Annotated in this window: 16 protein-coding genes and 1 other RNA gene; 9 read left to right on the forward strand and 8 right to left on the reverse strand. The window is 48.8% G+C overall.

Annotated elements, in window-relative coordinates:
• The first annotated feature begins 7 nt into the window (after positions 1 to 7).
• A complete protein-coding gene (locus C813_RS28650) occupies positions 8 to 2,665 on the forward strand; it encodes a DEAD/DEAH box helicase (RefSeq protein WP_017459910.1) in 2,658 nt (885 codons plus the stop codon).
• On the opposite strand, the gene C813_RS28655 is transcribed toward C813_RS28650, so the two are convergent.
• From C813_RS28655 to smpB, 3 genes are all read right to left on the reverse strand, one after another.
• Entirely contained in the window at positions 2,662 to 3,870 is a 1,209-nt protein-coding gene (locus C813_RS28655; protein ID WP_017459911.1) for an integrase domain-containing protein, read from the reverse strand. The genes C813_RS28650 and C813_RS28655 overlap by 4 nt on opposite strands.
• Before the next feature lie 183 nt (positions 3,871 to 4,053).
• Positions 4,054 to 4,417, reverse strand: a transfer-messenger RNA (tmRNA) gene (gene ssrA / locus C813_RS28660).
• A 408-nt stretch (positions 4,418 to 4,825) separates the two neighbouring features.
• Positions 4,826 to 5,308 carry an SsrA-binding protein SmpB gene (smpB, locus tag C813_RS28665; RefSeq protein WP_017459912.1) on the reverse strand — a complete coding sequence of 161 codons (483 nt, stop codon included), beginning with the start codon at positions 5,306 to 5,308 and terminating at the stop codon, positions 4,826 to 4,828.
• 158 nt (positions 5,309 to 5,466) lie between these two features.
• Here smpB and C813_RS28670 point away from each other — a divergent pair, with 158 nt between their 5' ends.
• Together C813_RS28670 and C813_RS28675 are read left to right on the forward strand one after the other, a co-directional pair.
• Entirely contained in the window at positions 5,467 to 5,904 is a 438-nt protein-coding gene (locus C813_RS28670) for a type II toxin-antitoxin system RatA family toxin (RefSeq protein ID WP_025263873.1), read from the forward strand.
• Positions 5,894 to 6,187 (forward strand): RnfH family protein, encoded by a 294-nt coding sequence (locus tag C813_RS28675; protein ID WP_017459914.1) that lies wholly within the window; start codon positions 5,894 to 5,896, stop codon positions 6,185 to 6,187. Before C813_RS28670 ends, C813_RS28675 begins: the two co-directional genes overlap by 11 nt.
• A gap of 136 nt (positions 6,188 to 6,323) precedes the next feature.
• Here C813_RS28675 and bamE read toward each other — a convergent pair whose 3' ends face one another.
• The 3 genes from bamE to nadK form a co-directional block, all read right to left on the reverse strand.
• Positions 6,324 to 6,665: an outer membrane protein assembly factor BamE gene (gene bamE, locus C813_RS28680; RefSeq protein ID WP_017459915.1), complete on the reverse strand. Its 342-nt coding sequence runs from the start codon at positions 6,663 to 6,665 to the stop codon at positions 6,324 to 6,326.
• 147 nt (positions 6,666 to 6,812) lie between these two features.
• On the reverse strand, positions 6,813 to 8,474 hold the full coding sequence (gene recN / locus C813_RS47400) for a DNA repair protein RecN (RefSeq protein ID WP_017459916.1): 1,662 nt from the start codon (positions 8,472 to 8,474) through the stop codon (positions 6,813 to 6,815).
• An 87-nt stretch (positions 8,475 to 8,561) separates the two neighbouring features.
• Positions 8,562 to 9,440 (reverse strand): NAD(+) kinase, encoded by an 879-nt coding sequence (gene nadK / locus C813_RS47405; protein WP_017459917.1) that lies wholly within the window; start codon positions 9,438 to 9,440, stop codon positions 8,562 to 8,564.
• 123 nt (positions 9,441 to 9,563) lie between these two features.
• Between nadK and grpE the strand changes: the two genes are divergently transcribed.
• Positions 9,564 to 10,160: a nucleotide exchange factor GrpE gene (grpE, locus tag C813_RS28695; protein WP_139164788.1), complete on the forward strand. Its 597-nt coding sequence runs from the start codon at positions 9,564 to 9,566 to the stop codon at positions 10,158 to 10,160.
• Between the two features lie 108 nt (positions 10,161 to 10,268).
• Here the strand turns inward: grpE and C813_RS28700 are convergent, their stop codons facing one another.
• Entirely contained in the window at positions 10,269 to 11,555 is a 1,287-nt protein-coding gene (locus C813_RS28700; RefSeq protein WP_025263874.1) for an HlyC/CorC family transporter, read from the reverse strand.
• A gap of 17 nt (positions 11,556 to 11,572) precedes the next feature.
• Positions 11,573 to 12,361, reverse strand: a complete 789-nt coding sequence (locus tag C813_RS28705) for a cytochrome C assembly family protein (protein WP_017459920.1) — start codon at positions 12,359 to 12,361, stop codon at positions 11,573 to 11,575.
• 166 nt (positions 12,362 to 12,527) lie between these two features.
• On the opposite strand from C813_RS28705, the gene ffh reads away from it, so the two are divergent.
• From ffh to rplS, 5 genes are all read left to right on the forward strand, one after another.
• Entirely contained in the window at positions 12,528 to 13,889 is a 1,362-nt protein-coding gene (gene ffh, locus C813_RS28710; protein ID WP_017459922.1) for a signal recognition particle protein, read from the forward strand.
• Between the two features lie 252 nt (positions 13,890 to 14,141).
• Positions 14,142 to 14,390 carry a 30S ribosomal protein S16 gene (rpsP, locus tag C813_RS28715; protein ID WP_017459923.1) on the forward strand — a complete coding sequence of 83 codons (249 nt, stop codon included), beginning with the start codon at positions 14,142 to 14,144 and terminating at the stop codon, positions 14,388 to 14,390.
• 18 nt (positions 14,391 to 14,408) lie between these two features.
• Positions 14,409 to 14,957: a ribosome maturation factor RimM gene (rimM, locus tag C813_RS28720; protein WP_017459924.1), complete on the forward strand. Its 549-nt coding sequence runs from the start codon at positions 14,409 to 14,411 to the stop codon at positions 14,955 to 14,957.
• A gap of 30 nt (positions 14,958 to 14,987) precedes the next feature.
• A complete protein-coding gene (trmD, locus tag C813_RS28725; protein ID WP_017459925.1) occupies positions 14,988 to 15,755 on the forward strand; it encodes a tRNA (guanosine(37)-N1)-methyltransferase TrmD in 768 nt (255 codons plus the stop codon).
• A gap of 44 nt (positions 15,756 to 15,799) precedes the next feature.
• Positions 15,800 to 16,147 (forward strand): 50S ribosomal protein L19, encoded by a 348-nt coding sequence (rplS, locus tag C813_RS28730; protein ID WP_004104634.1) that lies wholly within the window; start codon positions 15,800 to 15,802, stop codon positions 16,145 to 16,147.
• Positions 16,148 to 16,320: the final 173 nt, after the last annotated feature.

The raw sequence follows: 16,320 nt of genomic DNA on the forward strand, positions 1-16,320 counted from the left end.
AGCGGATATGAGTGAGAGCACTGCGACCACAGCGATTAATCATAAAGACTTTACAACGGTTTTTAATTCCTTAATTGAACATCTCTTCTTGAGGAACCGAGGAGAAGGACAAAAAATAGATCTTTCTGATGAAGCAATTAGGAGGGCTACTTGGCTTGCTTCATTAGGTTCGTCAGGCAATGAAAATGATAAGAATATAGCAAGTGCTTTTGGTACTCTACTTTATTTGTATGATATGAACAATGAATTATATATAAAAGCCTGTTATGTCTTGCAATCTAGAGCAGGTAATATAGTTTCAGCGAAGCATCTGGCAGGTCTCTTTGATGAAGAAAATTTTTTAAAGCATTTTAGCGTCTCACTAGATTTTGAACTGGTAAATCAAAAATATTTACTTGAAAAGAAAATTCCAGGTGAAAATCCAATTTATTTTACGCATTTTCAAAGGGATTTATGGGATAAACTAGAGAATGGTGAAAACGTTGCCGTATCTGCACCCACTTCTGCAGGTAAGTCATTTGTAATCAAAAAATATATTTATGAGCATGTACTAAAAAGTAATCATGGCTATTTTGTTTATGTTGTTCCCTCCAAGGCACTCATAAATCAAGTTGGCAACGAGATGTCACGAGAATTAAAAGATATTGCTATTGTGATGACAACTTACAAGCCCTTGGAAGAAGATAAACTAAAGGTTGTATATGTATTAACGCCTGAAAGATGCATGAGGTTATTGGATGAAAAAAATAACAAGGAGCCTGAGATAGTTTTCTTTGATGAAATACAAAACATTGAGGACAACAGTAGAGGTAATGTTTTTGAGAATATTATTTATAGAATGACTAGTCTGTGGAGGTCAACGCAATTTATCATGGCTGGGCCATATATAAATAATTTACATGAATCACTTGGTAAAGTTGTTGATATTAATTTGGTCGAACAAAAAACTTCAGCAACACCTGTTTTACAGTTAAAAGTAATTCTAACAGTTCATAAACAAAAGAAAAGCGTTAGTTATAAACTAATTAGTCCTGTTGGAGAAACAGTATTAGGTGAATACAACATTGGTAAGGCTCTATATAGCAAGCTCGCCTCTTCAAAAGGGACAGCTCTAAGATATATAACTTCAATTTTGGACTCTAAAGAGCAAAATATAATATATGCTCCTAAAAAGAATTTGGCAGAAGGATGGGCATTAGCTATATCAAAAACAGATGATGAAGAACTTGAGGATAATGAGTCTGATTTTATATATGACGAAAGAATAGAGGATTTATGTTCCTTTTTAGAGAGGGAAATTCATCCTCTCTATTCCCTTGTAAGAAGTTTAAAAAAAGGTGTTGCTTTTCATCATGGTGGTTTATTAGATGTGGCCAGGCTTGAAGTAGAGGATCTTTTTTCGGATGGGGTAATAAAAAACTTAGTATGTACTTCTACCTTATTACAAGGGGTTAACCTTCCTGCAGATAGAATGATCGTAATCTCACCTAAAATTGGAGATTATGAGTTATCTCACTTTGATTTCCTAAATTTAATTGGTCGAGCCGGTAGGATTAATACATCGTTATATGGGGAGATTTTTTGCATACAACTAGTTGATGAAGAATGGGCTGAGGGAAAAATTGATTCAAATGAAATAAAAGAAATACAATCTGCAGTTCTAAAAAAACTGAATGAGCATGGCGAATCTGTTGTTAGTTATATTGATATATATAGTAATGATATAATAGATAATCAAGGTGATTATAAGGCTATCAATTTAGCGTCATATTTGAGAAGCCAATTTTTAGTTGATAGATTGCATTATGAAAAAATAATAGAAAACTCAAATCTGACAACGAACCAAATTAGAGTAATGACTAACAGGCTTGAGGCTTTAGAGGATGATTTAAAGATCCCAAAAGATATTCTTTATAAAAATCCATTTATTGATCCTTTATTGATTGATCAACTATATTTTTTGGTTGAGACTGAAGGTGTTAATAACTGGCTTATGGACAGGTATCCGGGAACCAAATCTGGTTCGTCGGATTTTAATGTAGACTTCAAAGATATGAATTACTATAACCAATATAAAAGCATAATTGTGCGCATGAATGATATTTTTAATATTGAAACGGAAATCAACTTTAAAGAAGATGGCATAACCAGGAAGACAAAGCATTATGTTTCAATTTTCAAATTAATTAATGACTCTCACAAATGGATGCAGGGAAGGAATTATAGATATTTTATTGATAATATGGTTAAGATTAAATTAAATAGTAGGAATATAACTGTTGACTATAAAAAAATTGATGGTATTACTAATTTTGTAACTACACACATTAATACTAATCTTACATTTATTTTAGTTAAGTATCTTTCACTATGGTCGGATGTTATAAGTTCTTTTATGTCCGAGAATGAACGTACTGAAAAAGCTTTTTTTCTAAATCTTTCATCAATGTTAGAAATGGGGAGCTATGATCCCCAAGTTCTGGAAGTGATGGCTTATGGAATAAATAGAAGCACTGCAATTGAATTATTGAGAAACGAAAGAATAAGAGATGGCCAAACAACAGAGCAGTTTTTATCACAGTACAATTTAGAAAAACTTTCACCATTACACCGGAAGTACTTGCAAAGGGCAGGTTTTGGTTCTTCAAGAACAAAAAATAATTAGCTATCTCTTTTTTTGATGACTTTTTCGATATGATTTCCCCACCAGGCAAGTAATTCTTGCCTTTGTGGGAGATAAGTGGAGCGATTATAAGCTCTACGTATCTCATTCTTATCAATATGCGCTAAAGCAGCTTCAATTACATCTGAATTAAACTCAGCTTCGTTCATGCATGTGCTGGCTATAGAACGCAAGCCATGTGCAACAAGTCTTCCACCATAACCAATTCTCTTTAGAGCAGCATTAGCAGTTTGGCTATTCATTGGTTGCTTTGGGTCATTCCTGCTAGGGAAAACATGCTCGCGATGTGCGCTGATAGGTTTCATCACCTCTAGAATCTCTAATGCCTGAGGCGATAAAGGAACAATGTGCTCGCGCTTAGCCTTCATCCGCTCTGCTGGAATTGTCCAGAGCTTTGCATCAAGATCTATCTCAGCCCATCGAGCACCAGAAGCCTCAGAGGGGCGAACAAGTGTTAAGAGTTGCCATTCAATCAGGCAACGAGTCGGAACGGATAAATTAGACATAACCAGAGAGCGCATTAGCTTTGGCAGTTCTTCTGGTCGCAATGTCGGCATGTTCTGCTTTTTGGGTTTTTCAAAGGCCATACCGACACCTGATGCCGGATTAGCATCAATCAGACCGGTATTAACTGCATAAATCATTATCTCATTAATGCGCTGTACCAAGCGGCGAACCGTCTCTAGCGCACCACGCGCTTTGATTGGCTCCAGGGCTTCAACAATTGTTCTGGCTTTAATCTCTTGAACAGGTATAGCTCCGATAGCTGGGAAAACGTCTTTGTCCAAAGAGCGCCAAATGTCTTTCGCATAGTCTTCTGTGACGCTCTTGCTTTTAATCTGGAACCAGTTAGCGGCCACAGTTGAGAAAATGCTGTCCAGCTCAATCTGGCGTTGTTCTGATGCTTGCTCTTGCTGCTGCTGTGGATCTGTGCCTTGCGCGAGTGTAGTCAAATGCTGGTCGCGCATCTGGCGAGCTGCTGCGAGCGTAAGGGCAGGGTATGAACCGAGACTTAGATTAGTTCGGCTGCTGCTTCCCGGTCGTTGATAACGGAAGCGCCACAGTTTTTTCCCAGAGGTTTTGACGAGCAGGAATAGGCCATCACCATCATGAAGCGTGAAGTCTTTTTCGCGGGGCTTAGCTTTGAGGATTTCGTTGTTAGTGAGGGGGCGTGTAATGCGCGCCATGTCTGGATCCCTTCCATAATTGGTACACGTTTAATGGACCACAGTATACCGTGTACCTAAACGTGTACCAATTTTCTCTGGATTTAGCCGGATGACCTCGGACGATTACAGATACAAAAAAGCCCGCAGGGCTTGTGCCGTGCGGGCTTTCAGGATTTCACCGGACGTATCCGGATCATGAAGTGGTGGAGCTGGCGGGAGTTGAACCCGCGTCCGAAATTCCTACATCCTCGGTACTACATGCTTAGTCCAGTCTTTAATTTCGCTTGCCGGCTGCGGACGGACACGCCACTAACAAACTAGCCTGATTAGTTTTAACGCTTCAACCCCAGGCAGGGCATCCACGCGATCTCTTTTGGGTTTGACCTCTCTTGATCCCCGTCCTAAGAGCGGAGGCTAGGGAGAGAGGGCTCTAAGCAGGTTATTAAGCTGCTAAAGCGTAGTTTTCGTCGTTTGCGACTATTTTTTTGCGGCTTTTTACGAGGCCAACCGCCCCTCGGCATGCACCTTGGGTTTCGCGAATCCCGTCGAATCCAGAATCAGCCCCAAAAGTGTGACGGTGAGTATAACAGATTTATGACGTGCCATTCCAGTCCATATCATAATGACTTTTGAGGAGGTAAATGTGGTTAGTATTTGTCCGCAGCTATCGAATACGATCATGCCGTATTTGGTATTGCTTTATGCAAACAAAGCGTTCACACCAGACGGCTAACTTACTAGAGCCTATGGAATTGACCCGATCGTCTGTGGTTGATTGTTCTGTGGTGGTGATTTATGCGCGCACAAGGAGCACTTAGCTGACCAACTGCACTGGAAAATCTTTCCTGATCTGCGGGGATGTTTGCCAATGTGGAGATCAAAATCGGTGCTGGATTATCTATAAAACTATTGAATGAGGTGTTGAGAGGCGTTCTGGGCCCTCTCCCGGCGTGAGAGGGCGAAGCGGGCGTGATTAACGCCCGGCATTTTTCATAATGCGTGCTTTATCCAACTGCCATTCACGCTCTTTCAGATCGGTGCGCTTGTCGTGCTGTTTCTTACCTTTCGCCACGCCAATTTTCACTTTGCACCAGGCGTTTTTCCAGTACAGCGACAGCGCCACCACGGTATAACCTTCGCGGTTAATGCGGCCGTAGAGTGAATCGAGTTCGCGCTGGTTAAGCAGCAGTTTGCGTGTGCGAGTCGGATCGCAAACGTAGTGGCTGGAGGCTACAGTCAGCGGCGTAAAGTTTGCGCCAAACAGAAAGGCTTCGCCGTCTTTCAGAATAACGTAGCTGTCGCCAATGTTTGCTTTACCGGCGCGTAAGGATTTTACTTCCCAGCCTTGCAGTGCCAGCCCGGCCTCAAATTCCTCTTCGATAAAGTATTCATGGCGGGCGCGCTTATTCAGCGCAATGGTGGCTGAACCTGGTTTATATGCTTTTTTCTTCGTCATAGTGTCGTGAAGCCATCCGGTAATCTGATATCTGAAACTGACCTCATTGCGTCCTGTGAGGTTTAGCCGGTTATCTTAGCATGAGTTAGGGCATTGCGTTTTCCTTTCAACCTGGGGAAATGGTATTATTTGACGATTGTGTGAACGCGGAAAACGATATGCCTCAGATTAGCCGTACTGCGCTGGTGCCTTACAGCGCGGAACAAATGTACAAGTTAGTGAATGATGTAAAATCTTACCCGCAGTTTTTACCTGGCTGTACTGGCAGCCGGGTGCTGGAATCCGGGCCGACGCAAATGACCGCGGCGGTGGATGTTTCCAAAGCCGGGATCAGCAAGACATTTACCACGCGTAATACGCTGGACACTAATCAAAGCATTTTGATGCATCTGGTCGATGGTCCTTTCAAGTCGCTGATTGGCGGGTGGAAATTTACCCCGCTGAGCGCCGAGGCTTGCCGGATTGAGTTCCAGCTTGATTTTGAATTTACCAATAAGCTGATTGAGCTGGCGTTTGGCCGCATCTTTAAAGAGCTGGCGGCAAACATGGTGCAGGCGTTTACGCACCGGGCGAAAGAGGTTTACCGTGCCGGGTAATATTGCTGTAGAAGTGGCTTACGCACTGCCAGAGAAACAGTATCTTCAGCGGGTGACGCTGGAAGAGGGCGCAACCGTTGAGCAGTCGATACTTGCTTCCGGTTTGCTCGAGCTGCGTGATGATATTGATCTGAAAGTGAATAAGGTCGGTATTTACAGCCGCCCGGTGAAATTGCACGATGCCGTGCACGACGGCGATCGCGTAGAGATTTACCGGCCGTTGATTGCCGATCCGAAAGAGCTGCGCCGCCAGCGCGCTGAGAAGTCAGCTAAGAAAGCGTAAGCTGATAGCGTGGGTTTTGTTCCCGGCGCCGGTGAGTAAGAGCCCGAACACGACGGGAAAAGAGCCGACATAAATGGCTCAAAGCAACTCAAACAAAAAAGGTGCTCATTGAGCACCTTTTTGCATTTCTGAAACCTTAGCCTTTGGTCAGCGCAGGTTTGTTATCCATATTGGTCAATACGCCATTGCTGCTGAAAGTCAGCGTCAGGGTTTGCTGGGAAACATCTTCATGACCCGGCTGCTGGCGGAACACGTAGAACCAGGTGTTACTGCCAAATGGGTCGGTCATCATCGGTGTACCTAGTGCATAAGCAACCTGCTGTTGCGTCATACCTACGCGGATTTTAGAAACATCATTTGGCGTCAGGTAGTTCCCCTGATTGATATCAGGACGGTAAACCACGCGTTCTACGGTAGAGCAACCTGCGGTCAACATCAGAAGAACCGCTGCGGCAGCAGTCAGCATTTTACAGCGCATAGTGATTTGATTCCTTTTCGGCCCGAACAATACGTGGCTCATATGTAATATGCCGATGATAATAGACCTTTCGCCAGTTTAAAACCTTTGCCAGCGGGTCTGTTGTTGATTTTGTCGAGAACTCAGACCGTCATATTACAAAAAAGTTTACGCTGCCAGCAGCTCTTTGGCGTTCGCCAGCGCATTGCGGGTCACTTCACTACCGCCAAGCAGGCGCGCCAACTCCTGCAAACGGGCGCGTTTATCCAGCGGCTGCATATGCGTTTCGGTCATTGCACCATCCGTTTCTTTGCTGACAAAGAAGTGATGATGGCCGCAACCGGCAACCTGCGGCAGGTGTGTTACGCACATTACCTGCGTTGATTCGCCCAACTGGCGCAGCAGCTTACCTACAACAACGGCCGTCGGGCCGCTGATGCCAACGTCGACTTCATCGAAAATCAGCGCCGGAGTTTCCATCTTCCGTGCGGTGATCACCTGGATAGCCAGCGCAATACGCGACAGTTCACCACCGGAGGCGACTTTAGCGATTGATTGCAACGGCTGTCCGGGGTTGGTGGTCACACGAAATTCAATGCGATCGGCACCTTCAGTTGTCAGCGAATGGGCATCAAACGCCACATCAATGGTAAACACACCATGTGGCATGGAGAGCGCATGCATGCTTTCGGTAATTAATTCGCCAAGTTCCTGAGCATATTTCACGCGCTGATCATGCAACTGCTGGGCGGTCGCCAGCGCGAGCTGGTGGTGCTGCGTGACAGCTAGCGCCAGGGTTTCCTGGGAATCAGCCTGATCGTCGAGCAATTGCTGCTCATCAAGCAGCGACTGGTGGAATTGAGGCAACTCTTCCGGGCTGATGTGATGTTTGCGCGCCAGCGAAATCTGTCGTGAGATACGCTGTTCCAGTTCGTACAAACGGTTTGGATCGAGATCTAAGCGGTCGCAGTAGTGGCGCAGCTCATCGCTGGCTTCGCTAATCTGAATGGCAGCTTCTTCGAGCATATCCAGCACGCCGGAAAGACGTGCGTCCATACCTGCCAGTTCGCCAAGCAGTTGACGCGCGGTATAGAGCTGACTTTGCAGATTGGCCTCTTCCCCGTCTGCCAGCACGTTCAGTGCATGCTGGCTGGTAGACAGTAACTGACCGCTATTGGCGAGGCGTTTGTACTCTTCATCAATCTGCTCGAATTCGCCTGGCTGCGGGTTAAATTCATTCAGCTCTTTCAATTGATAGTGCAAAAGCTCTGCGCGGGCGGCGCGCTCCTGGCTTTGCTGTTGATGCTGAGCCAGCTCGCGGCAGCTTTGATGCCATGCACGGTAGTGTTCGGTCATTTGCTGAGTGAGCGCATACTCACCGGCGTAGCCGTCGAGCAGATTTTTCTGCTGCTCGGGCTTAATAAGGAGCTGATGCGCGTGCTGACCGTGGATCTGAATGAGCAACTGGCCCAGTTCACGTAGCTGAGAAAGCGGTACCGCCGTGCCGTTGATAAAACCACGGGAACGCCCGTCACTGCTGATCACACGGCGAAGTAAACACTCACGCCCATCTTCTAACTGGTTTCCTTCCAGCCAGCGCTGGGCGGCTGGAGTATCTTTGAGTGCGAAGCGGGCGCACAGGTCAGCTCGCGGCGCACCGGCGCGCACCATGTCGGCTTCTGCACGGCCGCCAAGGCATAGCCCGAGCGCATCAATGGCAATCGATTTACCCGCCCCGGTTTCGCCGGTAATAGCTGTCATCCCGCTATGAAAATCAATCTCGAGCTCACGAACGATAGCAAAATTACTGATGGTCAGTTGTGCCAACATGGTTGCTTTCCTGTATGAAAAACCATAACTGTGTTTTCGTACAGTATAAACTGGTTTTATATACAGTAAAGTGTTGTGTGATGATATTCAGAATAATTTTTTCGACCAGCCGAGTTTAGAGCTTAACGTATTGAAATAGCTGTAATCTTTAGGGTGAATAAGGTTGAGATGATAGTCGCAGCGGCGGATTAACACATCTTCGCCTTCCTGAATCGGCAACGCGATTTGACTATCGCAGCTCACTTCCAGATCGCTGCGGCGATGTGAAAAACGCAGGCGAATGGTGCTACTGCTGTTTATCACCAGCGGGCGCGCAGACAACGTGTGCGGGAACATCGGTACCAGCGTGATAGCATCCAGCGATGGCGTCAGAATTGGCCCGCCAGCGGAGAGCGAATAGGCGGTGGAACCGGTCGGTGTCGAAATAATCAGCCCGTCGGAACGCTGAGAAAAGGCAAAAACTTCGTCGATATAGACTTCAAATTCTATCATATGGGCAACTTTGCCCGGGTGCAGCACCACTTCATTGATCGCGGTACTGATACGCTTCTGGCACTCTTGCTGGCAGACCTGCACTTCCAGCAGAAAACGTTTTTCAGCGATATAATGACCTTCCAGCACGTCTGCCAGCTGTTGCTGCGCGTTGTCGGGATCGAGATCGGTGAGAAAGCCGAGGTTGCCGCGGTTAATCCCAATAACCTTGATGTCATAGCGCGCCAGCGTGCGCGCCGCGCCCAACATATTGCCGTCGCCGCCGACAACCACCGCGAGATCGGCTTGTTGACCGATTTCTGCCAGCGTGCCGGTTTTCACATGATTGAGCTGCAATTCCTGGGCAATTTGTTGTTCGACAATGACGTCATAACCTTTGGCGCTTAACCAGCGATATAACATTTCATGTGTGGTCAGTGCGGTAGGGTGCCGTGGATGCCCGACAATACCAATACACTTGAAATGATGGGTCATTTTCTGGAGGTCCTTGTGGCGAATGAAATGATGACAATCTGTCACGTTCCCTTGAATCCCGGAAACGGATCCCCATAATAATGCAGGTTAGCGAGATGAATGCAAAAAAACGCGGAGAAATTCATGAGTAGTAAAGAACAGAAAACGCCTGACGGGCAAGCCCCGGAAGAAATTATCATGGAACAGCACGACGAAGTTGAGGCAGTTGTTGAGTCTGACGATTCTGCTGGGCAGGTGGATCCGCGCGATGAGAAAATTGCGAACCTTGAAGCGCAGTTAGCTGAAGCGGAAAGCCGCGAGCGCGAAACTGTTTTACGCGTTAAAGCGGAAATGGAAAACCTGCGTCGCCGTACCGAACAGGATATCGAGAAAGCGCATAAATTCGCGCTGGAGAAGTTCATTAATGAACTGCTGCCGGTTATCGATAGCCTGGATCGTGCACTGGAAGTGGCGGACAAAGACAACGCCGAGATGGCACCGATGGTTGAAGGCATTGAACTGACGCTGAAAAACATGCTGGATGTGGTGAAGAAATTCGGCGTGGAAGTGATTGCTGAAACCGACGTTCCGCTGGATCCAAACGTGCATCAGGCGATTGCCATGGTGGAATCTGAAGAGATTGCCGCCGGTAAAGTGCTGGGCGTGATGCAAAAAGGTTACACCTTAAACGGCCGCACCATTCGCGCTGCGATGGTGACCGTTGCTAAAGCAAAGGCGTAACGTTTTCTGATAAAACCCTCTCCGCCCGGAGAGGGTTTTTTTGTCTAAAGAAAGCCCCCAGCCAGGCCTGGGGTTAGTAAGACTTTCAGCGTTAAGCCAGTTATTCGCTTATTCGGCGACGCTTTCCCGCAGCGCTTTCACCGGGATCACCTGAACCTGCTTAATCATATTGTCCTGCACGTCGAGAATATCGATGTCGTACTGCTCGATACGAACACGCGTACCCACCGCCGGGATCTCTTCCAGCGCCTCCAGCAGCATGCCGTTAATGGTGCGGGCTTCGTCTTCCGGTAAGCGCCAGTTAAAGGCTTTATTCAGTTCGCGCACGTTGGCGCTGCCGTCGATGATTACCGAACCGTCATTTTGCGGCGTGGCTTCATCTGCCAGCGCAGGCGACATGGACGTGGTAAAGTCGCCAACAATCTCTTCCAGAATATCCTCGACCGTCACCAGCCCCTGAATATCGCCATATTCATCGACCACCAGGCCGACTTTCTTTTTATTGCGCTGGAATTTCACCAGTTGCACGCTCAGCGGCGTGCCTTCCGGGACATAGTAGATTTCATCGGCGGCGCGCAGCATCACCTCTTTGGTGAACTCGTTTTTTTCCGTCATCAGCCGGTAGGCTTCGCGCACGCGCAGCATGCTGATGGCGTCGTCCAGCGAATCGCGATAGAGCACAATACGGCCATGCGGCGAGTGCGTGAGCTGGCGAACAATGGCTTTCCAGTCGTCATTGATATCAATGCCGACAATTTCGTTGCGCGGCACCATGATGTCGTTAACGCTGACTTTTTCCAGATCGAGAATCGACAGCAACATGTCCTGGTTGCGGCGGGAAATTTGCGAGCGCGATTCGTTCACAATGGTGCGCAGCTCATCTTTGCTGAGCGCGCCGCTGACCACCACATCCGCTTTAATACCCACCATGCGCATCAGCACGCGCGTCACACCGTTGAGCAACCACACCAACGGCATCATGATCACTTGCAGCGGCGCGAGCAGGAAACTGCTGGGAAAGGCCACTTTCTCCGGGTAGAGCGCGGCGATGGTTTTTGGCAACACTTCGGCGAACACCAGCACCACAAAGGTCAGTACGCCGGTGGCGATAGCGACACCAGCATTGCCATACAGGCGCATACCAACAATGGTGCCAATTGCCGACGCCAGAATATTGACGAGGTTGTTACCAATCAGCACCAGGCTTATCAGACGGTCGGGTTTACGCAGCAGCTTTTCTACGCGTTTTGCCGCGCGGTTACCCTGCTTGGCTAAGTGACGCAAGCGGTAGCGGTTGAGTGTCATCATTCCGGTTTCTGAACCGGAAAAATAGGCCGAAACCACGACCATGATGATTAGCGTAATAATCAGCGTCGTGGTGGAGATGTGTTCCAGGGGGAACTCCTTTGTGTTTAGCTCGCGAACTGCTGCAGAATGCGGCTGCCAAAATAGGCCAGCGTTAAAATCCCCGCGCCTGCAACGTTGAACCAGACGACCCTGCGGCCGCGCCAGCCCTCATGATAATGGCCCCACAGCAAAACAATGTAGACAAACCAGGCGATGATTGAGAGCACTGCTTTGTCGATATTTTCCATGCTGAACAGGTTCTGCATAAAGAACAGGCCGGTGCACAGCGTCAGCGTCAGCAGCACCACGCCAACCTGGGTGATGTGGAACATTTTGCGCTCAATCACCATCAGCGGCGGCATTTCGTTGCTGAACGCCAGCCGTTTATTCTTCAGTTGGTAGTCAATCCAGGCCAGTTGCAGCGCGTACATAGCCGCAATAATCAGGGTGGCATAGGCGAAAAGCGACAGGCCAATGTGCACCAGCATGCCGGGCGTGGCTTCCAGATGGGTGATGTACTCATTGGGTACAAAAACGGCGAAGGCGAGGTTGATCAACGCGAAAGTGTAGACAATCGGTAGCAGCAGCCAGCCGCGATTTTTCGACGCCACAATGGTCATTACCGTACAGATCATCAGACTGACCAGCGAACCAACATTCAGCAGGCTCAGGTTTTGCCCGCCGTCATCCGGGAACAGCCGCTCTTTCAAACCGAAACCGTGACAAATAAGTGCGATTACCGCCGAAAGGATGGCCATTCTGCGCCAGCCGCTGTTTTTTTGCAGCAGGCTGGGAACGATCAGCGCAATGCTGATTGAGTAGGCGACAAGAGCGATCAGGGCAAAAACGGGCATAGGATGTCGGCAGTTGACTGAAGAAGAAAGAAAAGCAGTATAACGTTACGTGACGTTGGCTCCAACAGTTGCATCACATACAGGAGCAAGGTCTTCATGTTATACTCCCGAAAATTTCTGTTATGCGTCGCGCTGGCGGCCATCGTATCACCTCAGGCGAGAGACAATGTTTGATAATTTAACCGATCGTTTGTCGCGCACCCTGCGCAATATCAGTGGCCGTGGACGCCTCACTGAAGACAACATCAAAGACACCCTGCGCGAAGTGCGTATGGCGCTGCTGGAAGCGGACGTTGCGCTGCCAGTGGTGCGTGATTTTATCAACCGCGTAAAAGAGAAAGCGGTTGGTCATGAAGTGAACAAGAGCCTGACGCCAGGCCAGGAGTTCGTCAAAATCGTGCGCAACGAACTGGTTGCGGCGATGGGCGAAGAGAACCAGAGCCTGAACCTCGCCGCGCAGCCGCCGGCGGTGGTGCTGATGGCGGGTCTACAAGGTGCGGGTAAAACCACCAGCGTCGGTAAGCTCGGTAAGTTCCTGCGTGAGAAGCACAAGAAAAAAGTGATGGTTGTTTCTGCCGACGTTTACCGTCCGGCGGCGATCAAACAGCTGGAGACGCTGGCGCAGCAGGTTGACGTCGATTTCTTCCCTTCTGACGTCGCGCAAAAGCCGGTCGACATCGTTAACGCCGCGCTGAAAGAGGCGAAGCTGAAATTCTACGATGTGCTGCTGGTGGATACCGCCGGTCGTCTGCATGTCGACGAAGCGATGATGGATGAGATCAAACAGGTTCACGCGGCAATTAAGCCGGTGGAAACCCTGTTTGTCGTCGACGCCATGACCGGTCAGGACGCCGCGAATACCGCGAAAGCCTTTAATGAAGCGCTGCCGCTGACCGGCGTGGTGCTGACGAAAGTGGACGGCGATGCGCGCGGCGGTGCGGCGCTCTCCATTCGCCATATCACCGGCAAGCCGATTAAATTCCTCGGTGTCGGCGAGAAAACTGAAGCGCTGGAGCCGTTCCACCCGGATCGTATCGCCTCGCGTATTCTCGGCATGGGCGACGTGTTGTCGCTTATCGAAGATATCGAAAGCAAAGTTGACCGCGCACAGGCTGAAAAGCTGGCGAATAAACTGAAGAAGGGCGACGGCTTCGATCTGACCGACTTCCTTGAGCAATTGCGCCAGATGAAAAACATGGGCGGCATGGCAAGCCTGATGGGCAAGCTGCCGGGCATGGGGCAAATCCCGGACAACGTTAAAGCGCAAATGGACGACAAAGTGCTGGTGCGTATGGAGGCGATCATTAATTCCATGACGCTGAAAGAGCGCGCCAACCCGGACATCATCAAAGGTTCGCGTAAACGCCGTATCGCTGCTGGCTGCGGTATGCAGGTGCAGGATGTGAACCGTCTGCTCAAACAATTCGACGACATGCAGCGCATGATGAAGAAGATGAAGAAGGGCGGGATGGCGAAGATGATGCGCGGGATGAAGGGGATGATGCCGCCTGGTTTCCCGGGTAGATAATATCGGGCTGCCTTATTTGCCATTTTGATGCCGGGGTGTGCTCAAAATGCTCACGTACTCCGTGTACGCTCCGCTTTTTGCGCGCACGCCGACACCAAACTGGCTGCAACGGCGACGCCCTGGCTCAGTGCACTAAAAAGCACGTGTCGATTGCTTTTTAGCAAAAAATGAGTAAAATTTTCGGGCTTTTAATATGACACCGGGCTCTGTTCCTCGATGGGGCCTGGTGTTTTATTCACACAAGAGGATGTTATGGTAACTATTCGTTTAGCTCGTCACGGCGCTAAAAAGCGTCCGTTCTACCAGGTTGTTGTAACTGACAGCCGCAATGCACGCAACGGTCGCTTCATTGAGCGCGTTGGTTTCTTCAACCCGATCGCTTCCGAGAAAGAAGAAGGCACCCGCCTGGATCTGGATCGTATTCAGCACTGGGTTGGCCAGGGCGCTACCGTTTCCGATCGCGTTTCCGCGCTGATCAAAGCAGCACAGAAAGCAGCTTAATCTGTCACGGTGGTCATGATGAGCAAGCAACAAGCCGCACCGGTCCCTGTTGAGCCAATTATCGTCGGCAAGCTGGGGTCTTCTTACGGAATTCGTGGTTGGCTCAGAGTGTTTTCCTCCACCGAAGACGCCGAAAGCATTTTTGACTATCAGCCCTGGTTTATCCAGAAAGCGGGTCAGTGGCAGAGCATTGAGCTGGAAAGCTGGCGCTACCACAATCAGGACATCGTCATCAAACTGAAAGGTGTTGATGACAGAGATGCCGCGAATCTTCTGACCAATTGTGAAATTGTCGTGGATTCCGCGCAGTTGCCGGAACTGGAAGAGGGTGACTACTACTGGAAAGACCTGATGGGCTGCCAGGTAGTGACTACTGAAGGTTACAGCCTCGGTAAAGTCGTCGATATGATGGAAACCGGGTCGAATGACGTTCTTGTCATCAAGGCAAACCTGAAAGATGCATTTGGTATCAAGGAGCGGTTGGTTCCGTTCCTCGATGGGCAGGTTATCAAGAAAGTCGATCTCACTACTCAAACCATTGAAGTAGATTGGGATCCTGGTTTTTGAACCTCCGGATATACGGTAAAAGACGGCGCTATGTGGATTGGCATAATTAGCCTGTTTCCTGAAATGTTCCGCGCGATTACCGACTACGGGGTAACTGGCCGGGCAGTAAAAAATGGCCTGCTGAGCATCCAGAGCTGGAGTCCGCGTGATTTCGCTCACGACCGGCACCGCACCGTGGACGATCGTCCTTACGGCGGCGGACCGGGGATGTTAATGATGGTGAACCCGTTACGGGACGCCATTCATGCAGCAAAAGCCGCGGCGGGCGAAGGCGCCAAAGTGATTTATCTGTCGCCTCAGGGGCGCAAGCTTGATCAAGCGGGCGTCAGCGAACTGGCAACGAATCAGAAACTGATTCTGGTGTGCGGTCGCTACGAAGGGATAGATGAGCGCGTAATTCAAACCGAGATTGACGAAGAATGGTCTATCGGCGATTACGTTCTCAGCGGTGGTGAGTTACCAGCGATGACGCTGATTGACTCGGTTTCCCGGTTTATTCCGGGGGTACTGGGCCATGAAGCTTCGGCAACAGAAGATTCTTTTGCCGATGGGTTGCTGGACTGCCCACACTATACCCGACCTGAAGTGTTAGAAGGGATGGAAGTACCGGCGGTGTTACTGTCGGGGAACCATGCCGAGATACGTCGCTGGCGTTTGAAGCAGTCGCTGGGCCGCACCTGGCTTAGAAGACCTGAACTTCTGGAAAACCTGGCTCTGACTGAAGAGCAAGCAAGGTTGCTGGCGGAGTTCCAGCGTGAACACGCACAACAGCAACAGAAACATGATGGGTTGGTTTAAGAAACCACCCGAATATCAGTTTACCCAGGATAAGAGATTAAATTATGAGCAACATTATTAAGCAACTTGAACAAGAGCAGATGAAGCAGGACGTACCTTCCTTCCGTCCGGGTGATACCGTGGAAGTGAAAGTATGGGTTGTTGAAGGTTCCAAAAAACGTCTGCAGGCATTCGAGGGCGTGGTTATCGCTATTCGTAACCGCGGTCTGCACTCTGCATTCACTGTTCGTAAAATTTCCAACGGCGAAGGCGTTGAGCGTGTCTTCCAGACTCACTCTCCGGTAGTTGACAGCATCTCTGTCAAACGTCGTGGTGCCGTTCGTAAAGCTAAACTGTACTACCTGCGTGAGCGTACTGGTAAGTCTGCTCGTATTAAAGAGCGTCTTAACTAAGATAGCGCACACGCTACATCCAAAGCGTGTTATGAAACAAGGGGTTGGCGTAATGCCAACCCCTTTTTTATGCCTGTTTGAAAACTGCCTTTTGCGGCGGTGATAAGCATCAGGTTTTGCCTTATTGCTTTGAGATTTAAATCGTTCACAACAGCAGCGATATTTATTAATCC

Source organism: Kosakonia sacchari SP1, assembly GCF_000300455.3.
GTDB lineage: Bacteria > Pseudomonadota > Gammaproteobacteria > Enterobacterales > Enterobacteriaceae > Kosakonia > Kosakonia sacchari.